The organism is Vibrio sp. OPT18 (assembly GCF_015163615.1).
GTDB classification, from domain to species: Bacteria; Pseudomonadota; Gammaproteobacteria; order Enterobacterales; family Vibrionaceae; genus Vibrio; species Vibrio coralliirubri.
In genome coordinates this window covers 140,717-157,021 of the sequence record NZ_JADDYK010000053.1, presented here as the reverse complement: position 1 = coordinate 157,021, position 16,305 = coordinate 140,717, and the positions used below count along the sequence as shown (strand labels likewise).

The 16,305-nt window shown below is 42.5% G+C and carries 25 protein-coding genes; 24 read left to right on the top strand and 1 reads right to left on the bottom strand.

Features of this window, described 5'->3' with window-relative positions; translation table 11 throughout:
• Nucleotides 1–24 precede the first annotated feature (24 nt).
• The 8 genes from glpQ (at nucleotide 25) to IQQ51_RS13995 (ending at nucleotide 5,650) form a co-directional block, all read left to right on the top strand.
• Nucleotides 25–1,080 carry a glycerophosphodiester phosphodiesterase gene (gene glpQ / locus IQQ51_RS14030; RefSeq protein WP_193841387.1) on the top strand — a complete coding sequence of 352 codons (1,056 nt, stop codon included), beginning with the start codon at nucleotides 25–27 and terminating at the stop codon, nucleotides 1,078–1,080.
• A gap of 262 nt (nucleotides 1,081–1,342) precedes the next feature.
• A complete protein-coding gene (locus tag IQQ51_RS14025; protein ID WP_193841386.1) occupies nucleotides 1,343–1,807 on the top strand; it encodes an ASCH domain-containing protein in 465 nt (154 codons plus the stop codon).
• A 96-nt stretch (nucleotides 1,808–1,903) separates the two neighbouring features.
• Entirely contained in the window at nucleotides 1,904–2,848 is a 945-nt protein-coding gene (locus IQQ51_RS14020) for a D-2-hydroxyacid dehydrogenase family protein (protein ID WP_193841385.1), read from the top strand.
• Between the two features lie 39 nt (nucleotides 2,849–2,887).
• Nucleotides 2,888–3,388: a GNAT family N-acetyltransferase gene (locus tag IQQ51_RS14015; protein WP_193841384.1), complete on the top strand. Its 501-nt coding sequence runs from the start codon at nucleotides 2,888–2,890 to the stop codon at nucleotides 3,386–3,388.
• 43 nt (nucleotides 3,389–3,431) lie between these two features.
• A complete protein-coding gene (locus tag IQQ51_RS14010; RefSeq protein WP_193841383.1) occupies nucleotides 3,432–3,938 on the top strand; it encodes an HAD family hydrolase in 507 nt (168 codons plus the stop codon).
• Complete coding sequence (locus IQQ51_RS14005; protein ID WP_193841382.1) at nucleotides 3,931–4,527, top strand: class I SAM-dependent methyltransferase; 597 nt, start codon at nucleotides 3,931–3,933, stop codon at nucleotides 4,525–4,527. The genes IQQ51_RS14010 and IQQ51_RS14005 overlap by 8 nt, the downstream gene beginning before the upstream one ends.
• 112 nt (nucleotides 4,528–4,639) lie before the next feature.
• A complete protein-coding gene (locus IQQ51_RS14000) occupies nucleotides 4,640–5,020 on the top strand; it encodes an STAS/SEC14 domain-containing protein (protein ID WP_193841381.1) in 381 nt (126 codons plus the stop codon).
• 228 nt (nucleotides 5,021–5,248) lie between these two features.
• Nucleotides 5,249–5,650: an NUDIX hydrolase gene (locus IQQ51_RS13995; protein WP_048617150.1), complete on the top strand. Its 402-nt coding sequence runs from the start codon at nucleotides 5,249–5,251 to the stop codon at nucleotides 5,648–5,650.
• A 53-nt stretch (nucleotides 5,651–5,703) separates the two neighbouring features.
• Here IQQ51_RS13995 and IQQ51_RS13990 read toward each other — a convergent pair whose 3' ends face one another.
• Complete coding sequence (locus IQQ51_RS13990; RefSeq protein ID WP_017065706.1) at nucleotides 5,704–6,105, bottom strand: YkgJ family cysteine cluster protein; 402 nt, start codon at nucleotides 6,103–6,105, stop codon at nucleotides 5,704–5,706.
• A gap of 210 nt (nucleotides 6,106–6,315) precedes the next feature.
• On the opposite strand from IQQ51_RS13990, the gene IQQ51_RS13985 reads away from it, so the two are divergent.
• The 16 genes from IQQ51_RS13985 (at nucleotide 6,316) to IQQ51_RS13915 (ending at nucleotide 16,134) form a co-directional block, all read left to right on the top strand.
• Nucleotides 6,316–6,477 (top strand): hypothetical protein, encoded by a 162-nt coding sequence (locus tag IQQ51_RS13985; protein ID WP_017059212.1) that lies wholly within the window; start codon nucleotides 6,316–6,318, stop codon nucleotides 6,475–6,477.
• Nucleotides 6,477–7,175, top strand: a complete 699-nt coding sequence (locus IQQ51_RS13980; protein WP_193841380.1) for a pseudouridine synthase — start codon at nucleotides 6,477–6,479, stop codon at nucleotides 7,173–7,175. The genes IQQ51_RS13985 and IQQ51_RS13980 overlap by 1 nt, the downstream gene beginning before the upstream one ends.
• A gap of 78 nt (nucleotides 7,176–7,253) precedes the next feature.
• The gene (locus IQQ51_RS13975) at nucleotides 7,254–7,628 is read left to right on the top strand and encodes a VOC family protein (protein WP_193841379.1); all 375 of its coding nucleotides are present in this window, start codon (nucleotides 7,254–7,256) and stop codon (nucleotides 7,626–7,628) included.
• A gap of 96 nt (nucleotides 7,629–7,724) precedes the next feature.
• Nucleotides 7,725–8,333, top strand: a complete 609-nt coding sequence (locus IQQ51_RS13970; RefSeq protein ID WP_048664954.1) for a sugar O-acetyltransferase — start codon at nucleotides 7,725–7,727, stop codon at nucleotides 8,331–8,333.
• Between the two features lie 161 nt (nucleotides 8,334–8,494).
• The gene (locus IQQ51_RS13965; RefSeq protein ID WP_193841378.1) at nucleotides 8,495–9,298 is read left to right on the top strand and encodes a hypothetical protein; all 804 of its coding nucleotides are present in this window, start codon (nucleotides 8,495–8,497) and stop codon (nucleotides 9,296–9,298) included.
• Nucleotides 9,299–9,393: 95 nt separating this feature from the next.
• On the top strand, nucleotides 9,394–10,248 hold the full coding sequence (locus IQQ51_RS13960; RefSeq protein WP_193841377.1) for a hypothetical protein: 855 nt from the start codon (nucleotides 9,394–9,396) through the stop codon (nucleotides 10,246–10,248).
• A 141-nt stretch (nucleotides 10,249–10,389) separates the two neighbouring features.
• Nucleotides 10,390–10,740 carry a hypothetical protein gene (locus IQQ51_RS13955; RefSeq protein WP_193841376.1) on the top strand — a complete coding sequence of 117 codons (351 nt, stop codon included), beginning with the start codon at nucleotides 10,390–10,392 and terminating at the stop codon, nucleotides 10,738–10,740.
• Nucleotides 10,741–10,976: 236 nt separating this feature from the next.
• A complete protein-coding gene (locus IQQ51_RS27765) occupies nucleotides 10,977–11,111 on the top strand; it encodes a hypothetical protein (protein WP_086049349.1) in 135 nt (44 codons plus the stop codon).
• A 77-nt stretch (nucleotides 11,112–11,188) separates the two neighbouring features.
• Nucleotides 11,189–11,602: a GFA family protein gene (locus IQQ51_RS13950; protein ID WP_017057358.1), complete on the top strand. Its 414-nt coding sequence runs from the start codon at nucleotides 11,189–11,191 to the stop codon at nucleotides 11,600–11,602.
• A gap of 2 nt (nucleotides 11,603–11,604) precedes the next feature.
• Entirely contained in the window at nucleotides 11,605–12,237 is a 633-nt protein-coding gene (locus IQQ51_RS13945) for an RraA family protein (protein WP_193841375.1), read from the top strand.
• A gap of 111 nt (nucleotides 12,238–12,348) precedes the next feature.
• Entirely contained in the window at nucleotides 12,349–12,951 is a 603-nt protein-coding gene (locus tag IQQ51_RS13940; RefSeq protein WP_193841374.1) for a glutathione S-transferase family protein, read from the top strand.
• 126 nt (nucleotides 12,952–13,077) lie between these two features.
• A complete protein-coding gene (locus IQQ51_RS13935) occupies nucleotides 13,078–13,923 on the top strand; it encodes an MBL fold metallo-hydrolase (RefSeq protein ID WP_193841373.1) in 846 nt (281 codons plus the stop codon).
• 123 nt (nucleotides 13,924–14,046) lie between these two features.
• Nucleotides 14,047–14,388 (top strand): hypothetical protein, encoded by a 342-nt coding sequence (locus tag IQQ51_RS13930; protein WP_193841372.1) that lies wholly within the window; start codon nucleotides 14,047–14,049, stop codon nucleotides 14,386–14,388.
• A 112-nt stretch (nucleotides 14,389–14,500) separates the two neighbouring features.
• On the top strand, nucleotides 14,501–15,088 hold the full coding sequence (locus tag IQQ51_RS13925) for a cold shock and DUF1294 domain-containing protein (RefSeq protein ID WP_048611194.1): 588 nt from the start codon (nucleotides 14,501–14,503) through the stop codon (nucleotides 15,086–15,088).
• 245 nt (nucleotides 15,089–15,333) lie between these two features.
• Nucleotides 15,334–15,750, top strand: a complete 417-nt coding sequence (locus tag IQQ51_RS13920; RefSeq protein WP_048615767.1) for a nucleotide triphosphate diphosphatase NUDT15 — start codon at nucleotides 15,334–15,336, stop codon at nucleotides 15,748–15,750.
• Between the two features lie 45 nt (nucleotides 15,751–15,795).
• Nucleotides 15,796–16,134, top strand: a complete 339-nt coding sequence (locus IQQ51_RS13915) for a GFA family protein (protein ID WP_048615768.1) — start codon at nucleotides 15,796–15,798, stop codon at nucleotides 16,132–16,134.
• Nucleotides 16,135–16,305: the final 171 nt, after the last annotated feature.

The window sequence follows — 16,305 nt, the reverse complement described above, 5'->3', positions numbered from 1 at the left end:
TCTGTTTTATCAAGGAAAACAATAATGAAAACAACGTCACTGTCTCTGACCTTATTAGCACTAAGCTTATCTGCAAATGTATTCGCCGATCCTTTAGTGATTGCGCATCGCGGTGCTTCTGGATATTTGCCTGAACACACATTGCCCGCTAAAGCGCTCGCTTATGCGATGAAACCTGACTACATCGAACAAGATGTCGTGATGACCAAAGACGACCAATTGGTGGTTTTGCATGATCACTATCTAGACCGAGTCACCGATGTAGCGGATCGCTTTCCAACACGCGCTCGTGCAGATGGCCGTTACTACGCAATTGATTTTACGCTTGCTGAGATCAAATCCCTGAAAGTGACCGAAGGCTTTAACCTAGATGAACAAGGTAAAAGAGTAGCAGGGTACCCAACGCGCTTCCCAATGTGGCAGTCTGATTTTCGTGTTGCTACCTTTGCAGAAGAGATCGAGCTGATCCAAGGTTTAAACAAAACGCTCGGTTATGACGTGGGCATCTATCCTGAGATAAAAGCGCCTTGGTTCCATCGTCACGAAGGCAAAGACATCTCTAAAGCGGTACTTGCGACCTTGCATCAATATGGTTACCTATCGAAAGACGACAAAGTGTATTTGCAGTGTTTCGACGCCAATGAACTTCAACGTATTAACGATGAGCTCATGCCTGCGATGGAAATGGATCTTAAGCTCGTTCAGTTGATGGCCTATACAGATTGGAATGAAACCATGACGTACCAAGGTGACAAAGAAACGCCTTACAGTTACGACTGGATGTTTGAAGCTGGTGGCATGGAAAAAGTGGCGACTTATGCGGAAGGAATTGGTCCTTGGAAGCCAATGTTGGTAGACGATGCATCGACCAAAGATAACATCATTATTAAACCGTTAATGAAGTCAGCAAAAGACGCGGGCTTAGATGTTCACCCGTACACGTTCCGTGCCGAACCAGGAAGAATCCCAGCTTATGCTGATAACTTTGATGGCATGTTGGATGTCTTCTACAACCAAGTCAAAGTCGATGGTGTGTTTACCGACTTCCCAGACAAAGCGGTCGACTTCTTGAACCGTTAGTATCCTGCCAATTACGAGCGACTAGTAACGAGATATTCAGAGCTAAAAGCACACACTAAAGGTGTTTTTGGCTCTTCTTTTACTTTTTGGATCTTCTTGTATTGGCCTCGAAATCCTAACGATATTCTTCTTTCTCAGCCCACATTTTGATATTCACTCGGTTTACAGCAATAACCTGACTTGATAGGTTACTCCCAATGCAGCCAGATGCTTAATCTATAAGTCTTTATCGGCTCAAGCTCATATTGAATTTGGAAAGATCATGGAAGAAAGAAGCAAAGCTTATCTTGATAGCTACCTCAACACATTGCCAGCAGACGTTGCCTCGCAATACACCTCCTTTAGTGCTGATTATTACTGCGCCGACGAGTACAACGCCAACCTCTGCGCTCAGTTAATTCTCAAGGGTGAAAAACAAGCGTCTTGCGGCCTTGAACATTGGTATACCCATGAAGGAGAGGCGAGACCAGTAGTTGGTCACTTGCAAGTCGTTACCGATTGGGATGGCAAGCCTGTTTGCATTGTTGAGATCACGTCGGTGTCGTCGTGCAAATACAACGAAGTGACCGCTGAGTTTGCTGCTGCAGAAGGCGAGGGTGACAAATCACTCGAATGGTGGAGAGAAGCTCACTGGAATTTCTTCTCACGTGAATGTGAAGAGCTCAAGATCTCACCAAGTGAAGACATGTTACTTATGTTGGAGCGTTTCAAAGTGGTTTATCAGTAATACAGTAACCGTGAGTGTCGTGTTGAATCGCAAGGCTTGGCATTTGAGTCTTCATTTGAACATTACAAGATAACTAACAATCACAAGGAGAGTGATATGAAAATAGCGATATTGGATGACTACCAGAACGTCGTTAAAGACCTTGATTGCTTCAACAAACTCGAACAACACGATGTCACTGTATTTACCCAGACTTACTCAGAGCAAGAGCTCGTCACGAAGTTGGTCTCGTTTGAAGCCATTGTGCTCATTCGTGAAAGAACCGAGATCACCGAATCATTGTTATCACAGCTCCCAAACCTCAAGCTTATTAGCCAGACGGGCAAAGTGAGTAACCATATCGACCCGCAAATGTGCGAACGATTTGGTGTTACTGTGTTAGAAGGCCGAGGCTCGCCAGTTGCACCCTCTGAATTATGCTGGGCGTTGATTATGGCTGCATCGCGCCACATTCCCACTTACGCGTCAAACCTTAAGCAAAACCAGTGGCAAGATTCTGGCTCGCTAGGGTTAGGTCGAACTTTGAAGGGCTTGAAGCTTGGTATTTGGGGCTACGGCAAAATCGGCAAATGCATTGCACAATATGCGCAAGTATTTGGGATGTCTGTCGTAGTGTGGGGTAGTCAAGCTTCACGCGATCAAGCGCAAGCAGATGGATTTGAAGCAGCAGCAACCAAACAAGATTTCTTTCGAGAAGTTGATGTGCTTTCTTTGCATTTGCGTTTGAATGATGTCACCAGAGGATGTGTTACGGCACACGACCTTAGCTTGATGAAGCCGTACTCACTGTTTGTGAACATCAGCCGTGCCGAGTTAGTCGAACCGATGGCCTTGTATCATGAACTACGCGAGATACCGACCAAAACTGCCGCTATTGATGTGTTCGATTGTGAGCCAGTAACAACAGACTCCGAACCGCTATTGTCCTTACCAAACGTCACTGCGACTCCACATTTGGGCTATGTTGAACAAAATAGCTACGAACTCTACTTCGATATCGCCTTCGACAACATTCTGTCCTATCAAAGGGATGGCATATAGCGATAGAATCTGCCTAAAGCACTAAAAAGGCAGAGAAGTATGGGCTTAGCAATCAGAGAAGTCACGGTAGAAGATGCACAAGGCATTATTGATGTATTAAATCCAATCATTATCGAAGCGCGTTATACGATCTTGGATCAGACTTTTACTGTTGATGAAGAAAAGGCATTCATTGAGTCGTTCCCTGAGCGCGGTGTATTTAGCGTTGCAGTCAACGAGACGACAAGCCAGTTGCTTGGTTTTCAGAATGTAGAACCATTCGCTAGTTACACTAAGGCCTTTGACCACGTTGGTATTATTGGCACTTATGTTGATGCAAATAGCCGTGGGCAGGGCGTTGCCAAGCAGTTGTTTGGCTACACATTCAAATCAGCCAAAGCCAAAGGTTATGAAAAGCTGTTCGCCTATGTAAGAGCAGACAACGAGCGCGCGTTAGCGGTATACCTTAAGCAAGGTTTTGAAATTGTCGGAACGGCTAAGAAACACGGTAAGATTGGCGACCAGTACTTTGATGAGATCCTTATCGAGAAGTTTCTATAGGCTCGCTTGAACATTAGATAATTCATCGTATGCAGGAGGCAAGATGACAAAGCTAATCGAATTAACAAAAATAGTCTTATTCGACTGGGGCAATACGCTGATGGTCGATTTCCCAGACGCACAAGGGAAGATGTGTGACTGGGAAACCGTACAAGAAGTGAGTGGTGCTCGTGCATTACTGGCTGAACTCTCCAACAATCACCAAGTTTATGTTGCCACCAATGCTGGTGATTCCAGTAAAGATGACATCATTCGTGCCTTCGAGCGTGTTGGCCTGTCTCAATATATCTTGGGTTACTTTTGTAAGGCGAGTATTGGCTTTTCTAAGTTCGAGTCGGGGTTCTATCCTGCCATCATTTCCAAACTCGGTGTTGCACCACAAGACATCACCATGGTTGGCGACACTTTAGAGAAAGACATTTACCCAGCACTTGAAGCGGGTTTGAATACGGTGTGGTTGAACACGGAAGGAGTTGAGCTTGAGTCACAGCATCCACGTATCGTACAAGTTCAATCCCTAAGCGAACTGTTGGATAAACGCCATGGATGACCATTCAGAGATCTGGCGTCAGTATTACCAAAAAGCACTAAGCAAACCTCATTTAAAAAGAACGGAATTCGCAATCAAACTGAATGAGTCAGGCTTAAATGTTGCGATTGATTGTGGTTGTGGAACAGGTAGTGACATCGCCCTTTTAGAACAACAAGCGTACCAAGTGTATGGCTTCGACGTTAATCCTGATTCGATTGCTATATGTCGGGATCGTTTTGGTCGCAAATCTTTGGTCGAAATATCTGAAAGTGGATTTGAACACTATGATTACCCGAAATCTGGCGTAGTGATTGCCAATTCGAGTCTGTTTTTTGCTGACCCAACGCGTTTTGACGGGGTTTGGCACAATATTGAAAACTGTCTTGAAGTAGGTGGCGTATTTGCAGGTGATTTCATGGGCGTCGATGACAGTTGGGCGCATGGCTATCGAACCCCAACAACGCCGTTAACGAAAACTAAAGTACTCAGCTTATTCAACGACTTTGAGATAGTACGATTCCATGAGCGAGACGAACAAGCACTCACGTCGCTGGGTAGGGTGAAGCATTGGCACACTTACTCGGTCGTTGCGATTAAGCGTCGTTAAAAGTCAGTAACTAAAACTCATTCGAATGCTTGTCCGTTTTGACGTCAACCTCTCATCTCTTTGTTGTTTAATCCTCTAAGCTAACTCTAGTTTCTACTATGAGGGCTAGGCTATGAGTATCGAACGTCACGGAATATCGGTTGGAATTGAACGTGTTAGCGGTGAAACCATCGTTGTGTTTAAAGCGAAAGGCAAACTCACACACGATGACTACCAAGCAATGATGCCAATTCTAAATACCACGCTAGAAGAACTCGATTCATCTAAAATCAAGATGCTGGTCGACATCTCCACCTTAACGGGCTGGGAGCTACGTGCTGCTTGGGATGATTTCAAACTGGGATTAGAGCTCAATTCGAAGATAGACAAAATCGCGATTTATGGTGATAAAAGCTGGCAAGAATTCGCTTCAAAAGTAGGGAGCTGGTTTGTGTCTGGTGAGATTAAGTCATTCGAAGACCACGACTCTGCGCTTAAGTGGTTAGTCGATTGATAATATTCGCGAACAGCTAACGAACAATCAGTAAACATCGCCAATGACAGTTGACGAGCATTGTCTCGAACGCTGTCATTTTTCGTTTTGGTTATGATATTTCCCATTCGATTCAATAGAGTATATTCATTCCAGCGTGTAACATACCCAGGCTTTGTTTGGTCGCGACTAATGGTGTGGCTAGATTCAGTAATAACGAGAACTAAAACAGAAATAAGGTCTAACGACATGCATAAGATAATTGATAAGCTGGCTTGGATTTTCATCAAAGACGGCAAGCTGTTGATGGTCAGATCAAAAGGCAAAGAACTGTTCTATTTACCGGGTGGTAAGCGTGAAGCGGGCGAAAGTGATGAGCAAGCACTGGTTCGCGAAATCAAAGAAGAGATCTCAGTCGATTTAGTGCCTGATTCCATCAAATACGTCGAGACGTTTACAGGACAAGCTGATGGAAAAGCGGAAGGCGTATCGGTGCAATTGACTTGCTATCTTGCAGATTATACTGGTGAACTGTCTCCAGATGCCGAAATCGAAGAGCTTAAGTTTGTTGATGGCAACGACAGAGCAGTATGTTCATTGGCAGCACTGGTTGCGCTTGATTGGTTAGAAGCGAACCAGTATTTGGCTTAAGGTTTTAGCTGTTTTTAGCGAATGCTGAAGATTGATCTTCAAAAGATCATCGCTTACGAATAGCTTGAAGGGCGGCTGTCTTTCATCAATAGGTCGAGTTTCCTTTGAGCTTTCTTCGTGTCTTGTAAATCCACCACCTCAATCATTTCACACTCATCTCGTACCATCTCATTAATCAGGCTTGGGTAGTGTCGGCAATCTTCTGGTCGGTCTAAGTAGATGCTACATGTGTACTTGGCTTGAGCCTTGGTGTCTTTCGTCGGAACCAGCTCCAGAAAAGGGCAGCGAGTTAAACGTTCACCAGATTCAGGGTCAAACCAAATCTCGCTTCCTCGAACATATTCAAAGATATCTGGGTTGAACAGCTCCCACAAATCGATCTCTTCTTGAGTCGCGGCAAGGTCGCCATCTCCGTATTTGATACAGCATTTTCCGCATTGATTACAATCTTTCATTATCGACTTCATAAATTGGTGAGCTTTTATCATTTTACCACTGATAGGCGTGGCACGTTGATTTTGTTATTCATGGTTAAGCCGTTACGGGGAGGGAACTTGGAATAGCGGCACTTAAAATCCAATTTATCTATGCACCACCACTCCAATCAAAGCTGTAAACAGCGATACAATTTGCGCCTATCACGTTATTCAAGCAAAGGCATCAAAATGAGAACCGTATACACCACCGAAGGCAACATCAACGCAAAGAAACAAAAAGAGGCTTACCCAAAGCTCGCTTTATGTGACAAGTGCGTTGGTGATTACGTGGTTATCGAGCAAGGTGAACGAACTTACAAGCCTTGTGCTAAATGTGGTGCCGACGATTAATGCGCCTTGATAAATACTTATGTAAAAGCACTGACCTAACCAAGCCTGAAGCGATTGAACGCATCCATAATGGCGAGGTGAACGTAAACAGTGAAATCGTCACCGATGAATCAGCTCAGGTTCATGAAAGCAACACCATCTTGTTAAATGGCACGCCGCTTAAGTTGCGTGAATTTCGATACCTCCTAATGCACAAGCCTGCGGGTACTATTTGCTCCAATATCGACGAAGTTTATCCTTCATTGTTCAACTACATCGAGATAGACAAAGCATCAGAACTGCACATTGCAGGGCGCTTAGATGCTGACACCACAGGCTTAGTCTTGATTACCGATGATGGGCGATGGTCATTCAACATCACGCTGCCAACCAAGTCGTGTAAGAAGGTGTATCGCGTGGCATTGTCACGAGATATCAAAGATGATGTCGCTGACAAGTTCAAAGCGGGCATTCAATTGCAAGGCGAGCAAAAACCGACGCGTCCGGCAGAGCTCGAAGTGATTACCAGTAAAGAAGTGCTGTTGACCATTACAGAAGGTAAGTTTCATCAAGTGAAACGAATGTTTGCTGCAGTAGGGAATCGAGTTGTTGGCCTACACCGTGAACAGATTGGAGATGTGCGTTTAGATGTTGAAGCAGGCCAGTGGCGTTATCTAACCAAAGCCGAAGTCGACTCATTTCAGCAAAACTCTGAATAATAGCTCTGAATAAACGCTGTAACCACTTAAAGCGTTAAGCGTGTCAGCACAAGAATATCAACACTATAAGGATGTAGGATGGAAAACCTCAAAGTCTCAGAAATTAAGTCTTTCGTACCCGCGAAAGATTTCGATTTATCCAAGCGCTTTTACCAGTCAATCGGCTTCGAAGTGATGTCTGAATTTCACGATATCGCCCATCTACGACACGGCAGTTGTGCGTTCCTTCTGCAAAATTTTTATGAACCTGCGCACTGTCACAATTACATGATGCACTTGCTGGTTGAAGACGTAAAAAGTTGGTATCAACACATCCAAAACTCTAATGTAGTGTCGGAATTTGAAGTTACCGTTTCCGAGGTTGTTGAGCAGCCTTGGGGAATGCTTGAGTTTTGTATCACTGACCCAAGTGGTGTGCTGTGGCGCGTGGCTGAAAACGTCAGACCGCGCTAATTCAGCCAACTTGCATTAAGGCCAGTGAAAACTTCAAATTATCCATCTGTTTCTTTATTTATGCCGACATAAGGCAATGATCAAATAGGTTCAAACATGGATATAAAGGCTAAAATGCACAGCCAAGACGTGTACTACTGTGACGACGTTGATTTGGTTGCTGAGCAAACTCAATGCTTAGAAGTGCTATACGATTTCAACCACACTCGCCCGAGTGAAGGTGATAAACGACAACAAATCATGAAGCAGTTGTTCGCCGAAGTCGGTGAGGGCTGCTACATTGAACCACCATTACATGCGAACTGGGGGCGTCACACGCACCTAGGCAACAACGTATACGTGAACTTCAATCTAACTCTGGTCGACGACACAGACGTATTCATTGGCGACAACGTGATGATTGCGCCTAACGTGACCATTGCCACTGGCACACATCCCATCAGCCCAGAACTCAGGCTAAAAGCAGCGCAATTCAATGTTCCCGTTCGTATTGGCAACAACGTTTGGCTTGGCGCGCACACCGTGGTGCTTCCCGGTGTCACCATTGGTGAAAACTCAGTAATAGGCGCAGGGAGCATCGTCACCAAAGACATCCCAGCTAATGTCGTCGCAGTCGGCAACCCATGCCGTGTGGTACGCGAAATCAACGAACGCGACCGAGAGTATTACCACAAAGATCGCCGCATTCCCGATGAATTAAAGTAAGCGACTTTTCACATGCCTTAAATTAGCTGTGACATAAGCCATTGTTATGCAATGGCTTAATTGCATATTGCTTGCCTATCTTAGAAACTAGACAGAATTATTCTGGATTTAAGTGCAGAATTTTTTCGGTTTAATAGCTGTTAAATTAATTCAGAGGTTCCATGGACAAATTAGAAAAGTATCTGCTAAAGCGAACTCTAGCGAAAGTGGTCAAAAACAATTGTCCTACTCGTATTCCTCGTTCTGGCAAAGCTGGAGCTAAGATTCGGTGTTACTCAACATGTATAAAACTTGGGGGCCAATACGAGTTATTGGTAAAAGACTTTGATGGTGAGAACTTAAAGGGTTACCAATATAGCAAAGAGCTTGATAGGTATGATGAAGAAGCAACTATCCACGTTGACTGGCTTACTATCGATAGCTTAGAGATTGAGCAATACATTGGCTACTTTTCAGTAACCTACACAGGTTTATGGGATTTCGTCCTGTTCGAAAATACCAAACTAATGGCGTTACTTGCTTTTTATCGAAGAAATAAAAGTGACCTTGCACAATATCTATTTAATAAGCGCCAAGTTGAAAGCAAAAAGCGGCACGAACTCCTTAAGTTTCTCATAGAGAATTATGGCAGCATGAAACAAGAGTTTCATTTGATAACTTTGTTGCATCAGGTTTACAGTGCACACATGTTTCGGCACCCAGATAAAGATAAGCTTAAGGAATTATTAGACCTACAACTTGATTCATTCGTACAAACAGGGGAGTTAGTATTTAATAACGGTGCTTATCGCTTAACGGGCAGAGCAATCATTACCTTAGAAAACTTTCAAGTTGAAGCTAGACGGCATAAAGTTTCAGTGGTTCAACAGTGGCTTATGATAGCTCTTACATTAGTGTTAGCATTTATCGGGCTAGTTCAGGCCAAAGTAATTGAACTGCCAGTGTTACTAAACTTGAAGAATTAACATAACAATCTGTTTAAGAGTAAATCGCAACACTTAACATTTTTGCAATGCGTTGCTCACCACTTAATACGGAATTAAGCATCACAGGAGGTTTGGTGAAAGATATTATTGACTACTTACAACTGGGAGCTAATGGGATCGTCTTGACCATTTTAGGTTGGCTCTATTTTGCATATATACGAAACCTGAAGTCAGAAGCGAAGTTAAAAGATGAGCAAGTAAAAGCATCTGAAAAGAATATGGCGTTTTGGAAAGATAAAGCTAGTGAATTGGAGAAAAAATCTCCAGAGTTTGTTGAAAATATTTTGTCCAACCGTATTGAAATTCGCGAAAAGGAGTTAGCTAGACTAAATGAAGATGCAGAGTTTAATGCCAAAGACATCGAAGAGAAAAATAGGCAACTAGACATGCTGCATAGTGAACTAGAAAAAGCTAAATACTTTGGTAGAGCACTAACATATTACGATTCAGAGTTAGATGATGAAGTTATTATTCCTGAGTCAGACATTGAATTGGTTGAACTTGGCGAGGTGTTTGTTGACTCAGGGTCACTAATGGTCACGGACCCATGTTATGTTTCGAGTGAATGGAAAAATATCCCCTATGAACCATTTGATAAATATAAGGACTTTAAGTCTGGGGATGTATATCAGTTTCGTAAGGATTTTCAGCGTTACGATGAAATACTTTTACCATATGAGAAAAAAGTATTTGAGTTGATAAATGAAAAGACGTTAGTTCTAATGGACGAAGAGAGAGAACTATCATATTCATTTGCTGGTTCAGCGTATGCTACAGGCTCTAAACTAGGTTTTGGTGTATTACCATTTGAAAATGGTGCGTTGGGAGCTGGATTCTGCATTAAAACAGTATATGGTGACGGGGGATACAGGGTGTTAGGGGAAAAATATAAGGGCGATATTGTTCGTATTTACATTGAGCTCCAATAGAATGCCCAACAAACTTTTTAAGGGCGATTCACAATGCGTGGTATTTTTCATTACATCGTGGCTTTTTGTTTACGGCACCATGGGTTAATTTCTGTGGTGGCAGCCAGCTATTTAAGCGGTGTAATGCTCTAGGAGGCAAATTTGCTCGATTTATTCAAAAAAGTGGTTCTAATTAACCTCTCAGCTGCACTTGTAGTTATAGCTCTAGCTCAGTTTATTCCTTTCTTCGCGACTACTCAGTTGGTCGACTTCCTGTTCTTTGTTGTCATCGTTATATGGATTTTAGCGAAACTAATGTGGGAAGGAGGCATCCATAGTAAGACAACTCGGTTAGATGATCCGAGTACAGATAAGGTCTACAAAATGGTAGAAGGGCATGATTTCGAAAAAGAGCAACACGAGCACTATCGAGTGAACTACCAGACAGGTTTGGTTTTCTTTATAGCCGGTTTACCTGCATTTATTACTTGTTTAGTTCTTCAATTTTTTTGAGTACGAACATAACAATAAACTTAATAAGATTCACATCACTTGGCATTTTCACTATTCGTAGATCCAAGTATTGAAGGTAGTATTACGTTCCTCACCACCTAGCGGGCGTTATGCCTCCTCATTCTTCCAGAGTTAAAGTAACAATCCATATCTAGTCTTAATAGTTTGTTTAGGTTCACGGTGCTTTTCTTAACCATTTGTTAGAGTAGCATTTCAATGAGCATGGAGGTTTTATAATGGGAACTGTAATCGGTTTGGTGATTCTAGTTGCGATAGATTGGTATCTTGTCCGTAAAACAGGGCTTCATATTCATAAATGGATCTCTAAAAAGTATGCCGCGTATCTGTCGGAGAAGGGAAACAAAAAATAGCCTTTCTTATTAAGTCATCGGTATAAAAAGCGTTATCGGTTATTCATTTTACGCACATTGCAAAGATTGGAGGATTCATGAAAGGTAAAGGAAAGTGCCTATGTGGCTCGGTTGAGTTGGAAGTAGAGTACGCTAGTAATGAATTGGGGGCTTGTCATTGTAGTATGTGTAGAAATTGGTCTGGCGGCCCGATGTTGGTCATTGATTGCGCTGACTCCGTCAAAATATCAGGTGAATCAAATGTAGTGAGATATAAGTCATCAGATTGGGCAGAGAGGGGGTTCTGCGGTAAATGTGGCACTCACTTGTTTTACTTTTTGGTGCCAAATAATCAGTATCACCTTCCTGTCGGTTTATTGATGTCTGGAGATGATTACAAGTTAACTCATCAGATATTCATCGATGAAAAGCCCGAATACTACGAATTTAAAAATGAAACGCACAATATGACTGGCGCAGAAGTATTTGCCCACTTTGAAAGTGGAGAGTAAATATGAAGCGAGATTTTTCTAAATTAGCGACAACCGAGTATGGGAACATACTAAGTAACGAGCACTTTATTAACTTTAGTATTGGTCCTCTTTGGCAAGGAATGCCGCGAATTTGTGGAGACGCGTTTACTGTCCAGTTAACGTCTGGTGATAATTTAATGCTTCATTCAGCTATATACGAGGCACCAGAAGGTTCCATCATTGTAGTGGATGGCGTTGATAGCGAATATGCAGTAGCCGGCGGTAATGTATGCGCAGTCGCGAAGAGTCGAGGTATCAAAGGCTTTATTATTGATGGTGTCATTCGAGATTTGACTGAAATTTCAAATATGAAGTTTCCAGTTTTTGCGAAAGGTGTTCATCCAGTCCCTGGAAAGAAAGAGGTCTATTCTAAACTGGGCGCTCCAATCACTTGCGGGGGAGCAAAGGTCTCTACGGGAGATATCATTGTTGCTGATGTAGAGGGTATTGTCGTTATTCCTAAATCCAGAAAAGACGAAGTGTTTTTAATGGCTTCACAGAAAGCGAGTAAAGAGGCGTCATTAACACTCGCTGAGTGGGAAATAAACCATAGGGCCAAAATAACCCAAGCAATAGCGTCTGCGAAACAAAAACCTGAGAACACTGTAAGTTGATTCGCAATGCGCGGCATTTTTAGTTCAAACCAGTTTGGCTTATCGATAAATGCTGGAAGTGCGGTTACGCAGTTTACAACTTAACGCATCAGCATGCTTTGGGGAGGATGTATGCAAGCCTTATTGTATAGCGCACAAGGATCGAACAGTTCCGAAAGGGTCGAGTGGGTGCTTAATTTCAAGCAGATACCTTACGATAGAATCGAGGTTAGCTCTGATGAACTAACGACCACATACCTAGATATAAATCCTTTTGGTTATGTTCCATCACTCTCGGTCGATGGTTCGGTGTTTTCTGAATCAATGGCGATTATTGAGTATCTTGAAGAGCGATTCCCTAACCCCAACTTATTTGGACAAGACCTTGTTGAAAAAACGCACATTCGTAGAGTTTGCGAATACGTAAACTCTAGTATTCATTCCCCTCAAAACAGAACAGTATTAAGGTTCATGCGTCCAGAGCTACATGAGCGTTCAAAGCGGGAGCTTCGTGGGGAATGGATTATGTGCTGTCTAGAAAAGTTAAGTACGTCAATCTGTCGTGAATCAGAGTTTGCAGTAGGCAGTGACTTTAGCGTTGCTGATATATTTGTGGCTTCAATCTATAAAAAGGCGTTACAACATGGTTGTGCGAGAAATAATTTCTACGACAAACACTTGATGTATATAAGGTTAAATGAAAGTGTAGCGGTGTCAGAACCACAAACAGCTTAGATGTGAATCATGGCATGTGGTATTTCCAAGAATGTGTACGCTTATGTTTAAGTTAGTCGGTTTTCGGCATTGTTTGTGAGGGATAGACCTTAACAGCACTTGACGTAAATAAATCAAAAGAGAACTATGAAAATAACGACGCTGGTTGATAACTCTCGACTGGATAACAGGACAGACTTAGCTGTTGAGCGCGGGCTATCACTGCATATTGAAACCGAGAAGCTAAAGATCTTGTTCGATATGGGAAGTGGCGATACGTTTTGTCAAAACGCACCGTTACTGGGTATTGATATCAAAGATGTAGACCTCGCCGTTATATCACACAGACATCATGATCATTGTAATGGCACCGCTGATTTTGTTGCTCATAACTCTAAAGCCAAAGTGTTTCTGAAAAATTGCGAACAGAAAAGCTATCACTTCCGGGCTTTTGGTTTCAAAAGTGATGTCGGGATCAATAAGGATTTATTAGAAAACAGCAATGAGCGGTTAGTCTTCGTCAATCGTACGACCGAGATCGCTCCCAATGTCTTTGTTATTACTGATATTAGCGCGAAACACGAACAACCTAAGGGCAATAAATACCTATATACACAGTCGAAGAATCAACGAGAGCGTGACTTATTTGATCATGAATTACTGTTAGTGATTAAAGAGCCGGACGGTTTAGTTATATTTACCGGTTGTGCGCATAGTGGCGTTCTCAATATGGTTGATACAGCCGTTACTTTGTTCCCAGGAGAGAGAATAAAAGCCGTTGTCGGGGGCTTCCATCTAGTAGGGTTACCATTGTTTAATAGTATTGGTGGCACAAAGCAAGACATTAGAGAGCTTGGATTGACGTTGTCTCAATATCCCATCGATAAACTTTATACAGGGCACTGCACAGGCAAGAAAGCTTATGGCCTGTTGAAAGAAGTATTAGGCGAGCGTTTGGAAGCAATGCCGACAGGTAGGCGTATTAATGTGTAGCGTAACTTGTTTTCTTCTCCAATACTATCAATCAGTAGTTTGAGTGTTTATACATCTCCTTGGCATATTTGATATGTTATTCGTTGCTATAATTGATTTGTATCCGAGGCTAGGACATGAATCATGAAAAAGTCAGAAGCAATGCAGCGAGCGAGAAGTATCTATGGTATTGACTTTCAAAATCGTAATACTCATTTTTCCAAGATTAACAAGGCTCTACCTGTTTGGTGGTTAGAGATTTCATTGGACAAAATTGATGATAATAGGGTTAAGCAAATCTATTTTTTACTTGAAGATGGTGTGAATCTACATTTGCTCGATATTCCGACTGATTACTTACGTCAGCATAAGTCTGGTTTCTACATACGGCATGATAAGAATCACATGTGTTTCAAAATAGACATATCATGTTACCAAGAGCTTATGGGCTCTAAAAGAGAGTTAATGAAGCGCTTTAAAGTATAGTCGTCGCAAAGTATTTAAACACTCGGTGTTTTTGGTCTATTAGACCGCTATATGTTAAGAGGCATCGAGTGATGCTACGTTAACCCTTATAAGTCAGAGATTAGGACGTTTTATGATCAAAGGTCAGGTAATAGAGTGGAATGACTCTAAGGGTTACGGTTTCATTTCTTCTGTTGGTGGTGAATTGAAGGTGTTTTTCCATATTTCATCTGTCACAAATCGCGGTTACCGCCCTAAAGTACAAGACAGTGTTACCTTTGAAGTAACGGAAGATAATGAAGGGCGTCTAAAAGCTGAAAGTGTGATAGTTCAAGGTGCTAATGGCTTTCCTTTCACGGTCTTGTTCGGGTTTAGTTTTTTGGTAGCAGCGACCGCATCGGTCATAGTGTTCAATGGTGAGAAACTGCTGATCCCTTTATATATTGTATTGAGCATCTTTACGTATTTTATGTTCGCTTGGGATAAGCAAGCTGCACTGAGCGGGGATTGGAGAACGCCAGAGAAAACACTTTATATGCTTTCTCTTTTAGGTGGTTGGCCAGGAGCGTTATTGGCTCAATTTCAGCTACGACATAAATCAAGAAAGCAGCCTTTCAAATTCATCCTTTGGGTTGCGATTTTATTAAATGTCTGCGGATTTCTTTGGTTGTTTACGGAACAAGGTAGGAATTTAGCGCTGGGAGTGCTTAACCTCTTTTAGTCATAATTTGGAGTTAGCTAACGGACCAAGGTTAATTGAGTCATCTTACTTTATACATATTCTCGGACCTTCCAGCTTTAGAGCCGCGATACTTTAAAAGGGCTACTATCTGAAACTCGCGCTATGTCTATCTTTTTTTATCCTATAGAGCTTGAGCTTAGACGCTCTAGTGTGAATCGGTTTCATGTTTGTCTAATTATATTTTTCACGACGCAACACACGTTCCGTGAAACAAGGAGTTTTAAGTGAATCAGGAAGTAAGAGTAGGTGTCGCTGCGGTTATTCTACGTGAAGGGCGAGTGTTACTTGGAGAACGAATTGGTTCTCACGGCGCTCATACGTGGGCAACGCCGGGCGGACACCTTGAATGGGGTGAGAGCATTGAAGAGTGTGCCAAACGTGAAACACTTGAAGAGACTGGCCTTGTTGTTAGTGGATTTGAGAAGCTTTCTTTTACCAATGATATTTTTGAGAAAGAGAACAAGCACTATATAACGCTGTTTGTTGTTGCTTCTGACGTTAGCGGCGAACCACAGGTGACAGAGCCTGATAAATGTAAGCAATGGAAATGGTTTAAGCTAGATGAGTTACCTGAGCCATTGTTTCTTCCTCTGACGAATCTGTTGAGCGATCCAGTCATCCTTGCGAAGCTAGCGCAGTAATGCAAATTGTTAGTTCGTTGCTATGCGAATACAGGGAATAATCAAATGGAATTAAAGTGTCACTGTGGAAACGTGAGTTTAGAACTGAGTTCGCTTCCAGATGAAGTCGGGGAGTGTAATTGTTCTATCTGCCGTCGTTATGCTGCCGCTTGGGCGTATTTTTCTCCAGAGCAAGTTCAGATCAACTTGAGCGAGAAAACTGAGTTTTATTGCTGGGGCGATAAAGAAGTCGAATTTCATCGTTGTAAGTCATGTGGATGTTTAACGCACTATGTAACGACAGAGAAATGCTCCGCAGATATTTTGGCCGTGAACATGAGAATGGCCGAAAATGAAGTGCTTGCAAGTATCCCAGTTCGTAAGATCAATGGTGCAGCGTACTAAGTCAACTAACAAGGTACTTTCACTGCGCCTTGCAGTATTGAGACGGTAGGTTTGGTGGTACCAAAGGAGATGTTCGATGTTCAAGTGTCCTAATTGTGGGGCGTCGGTTTCTATTAAAGAGAAATCAAAGTTGCATCCTTCCAAGCACATACCATGTAAACAACGCGCTCA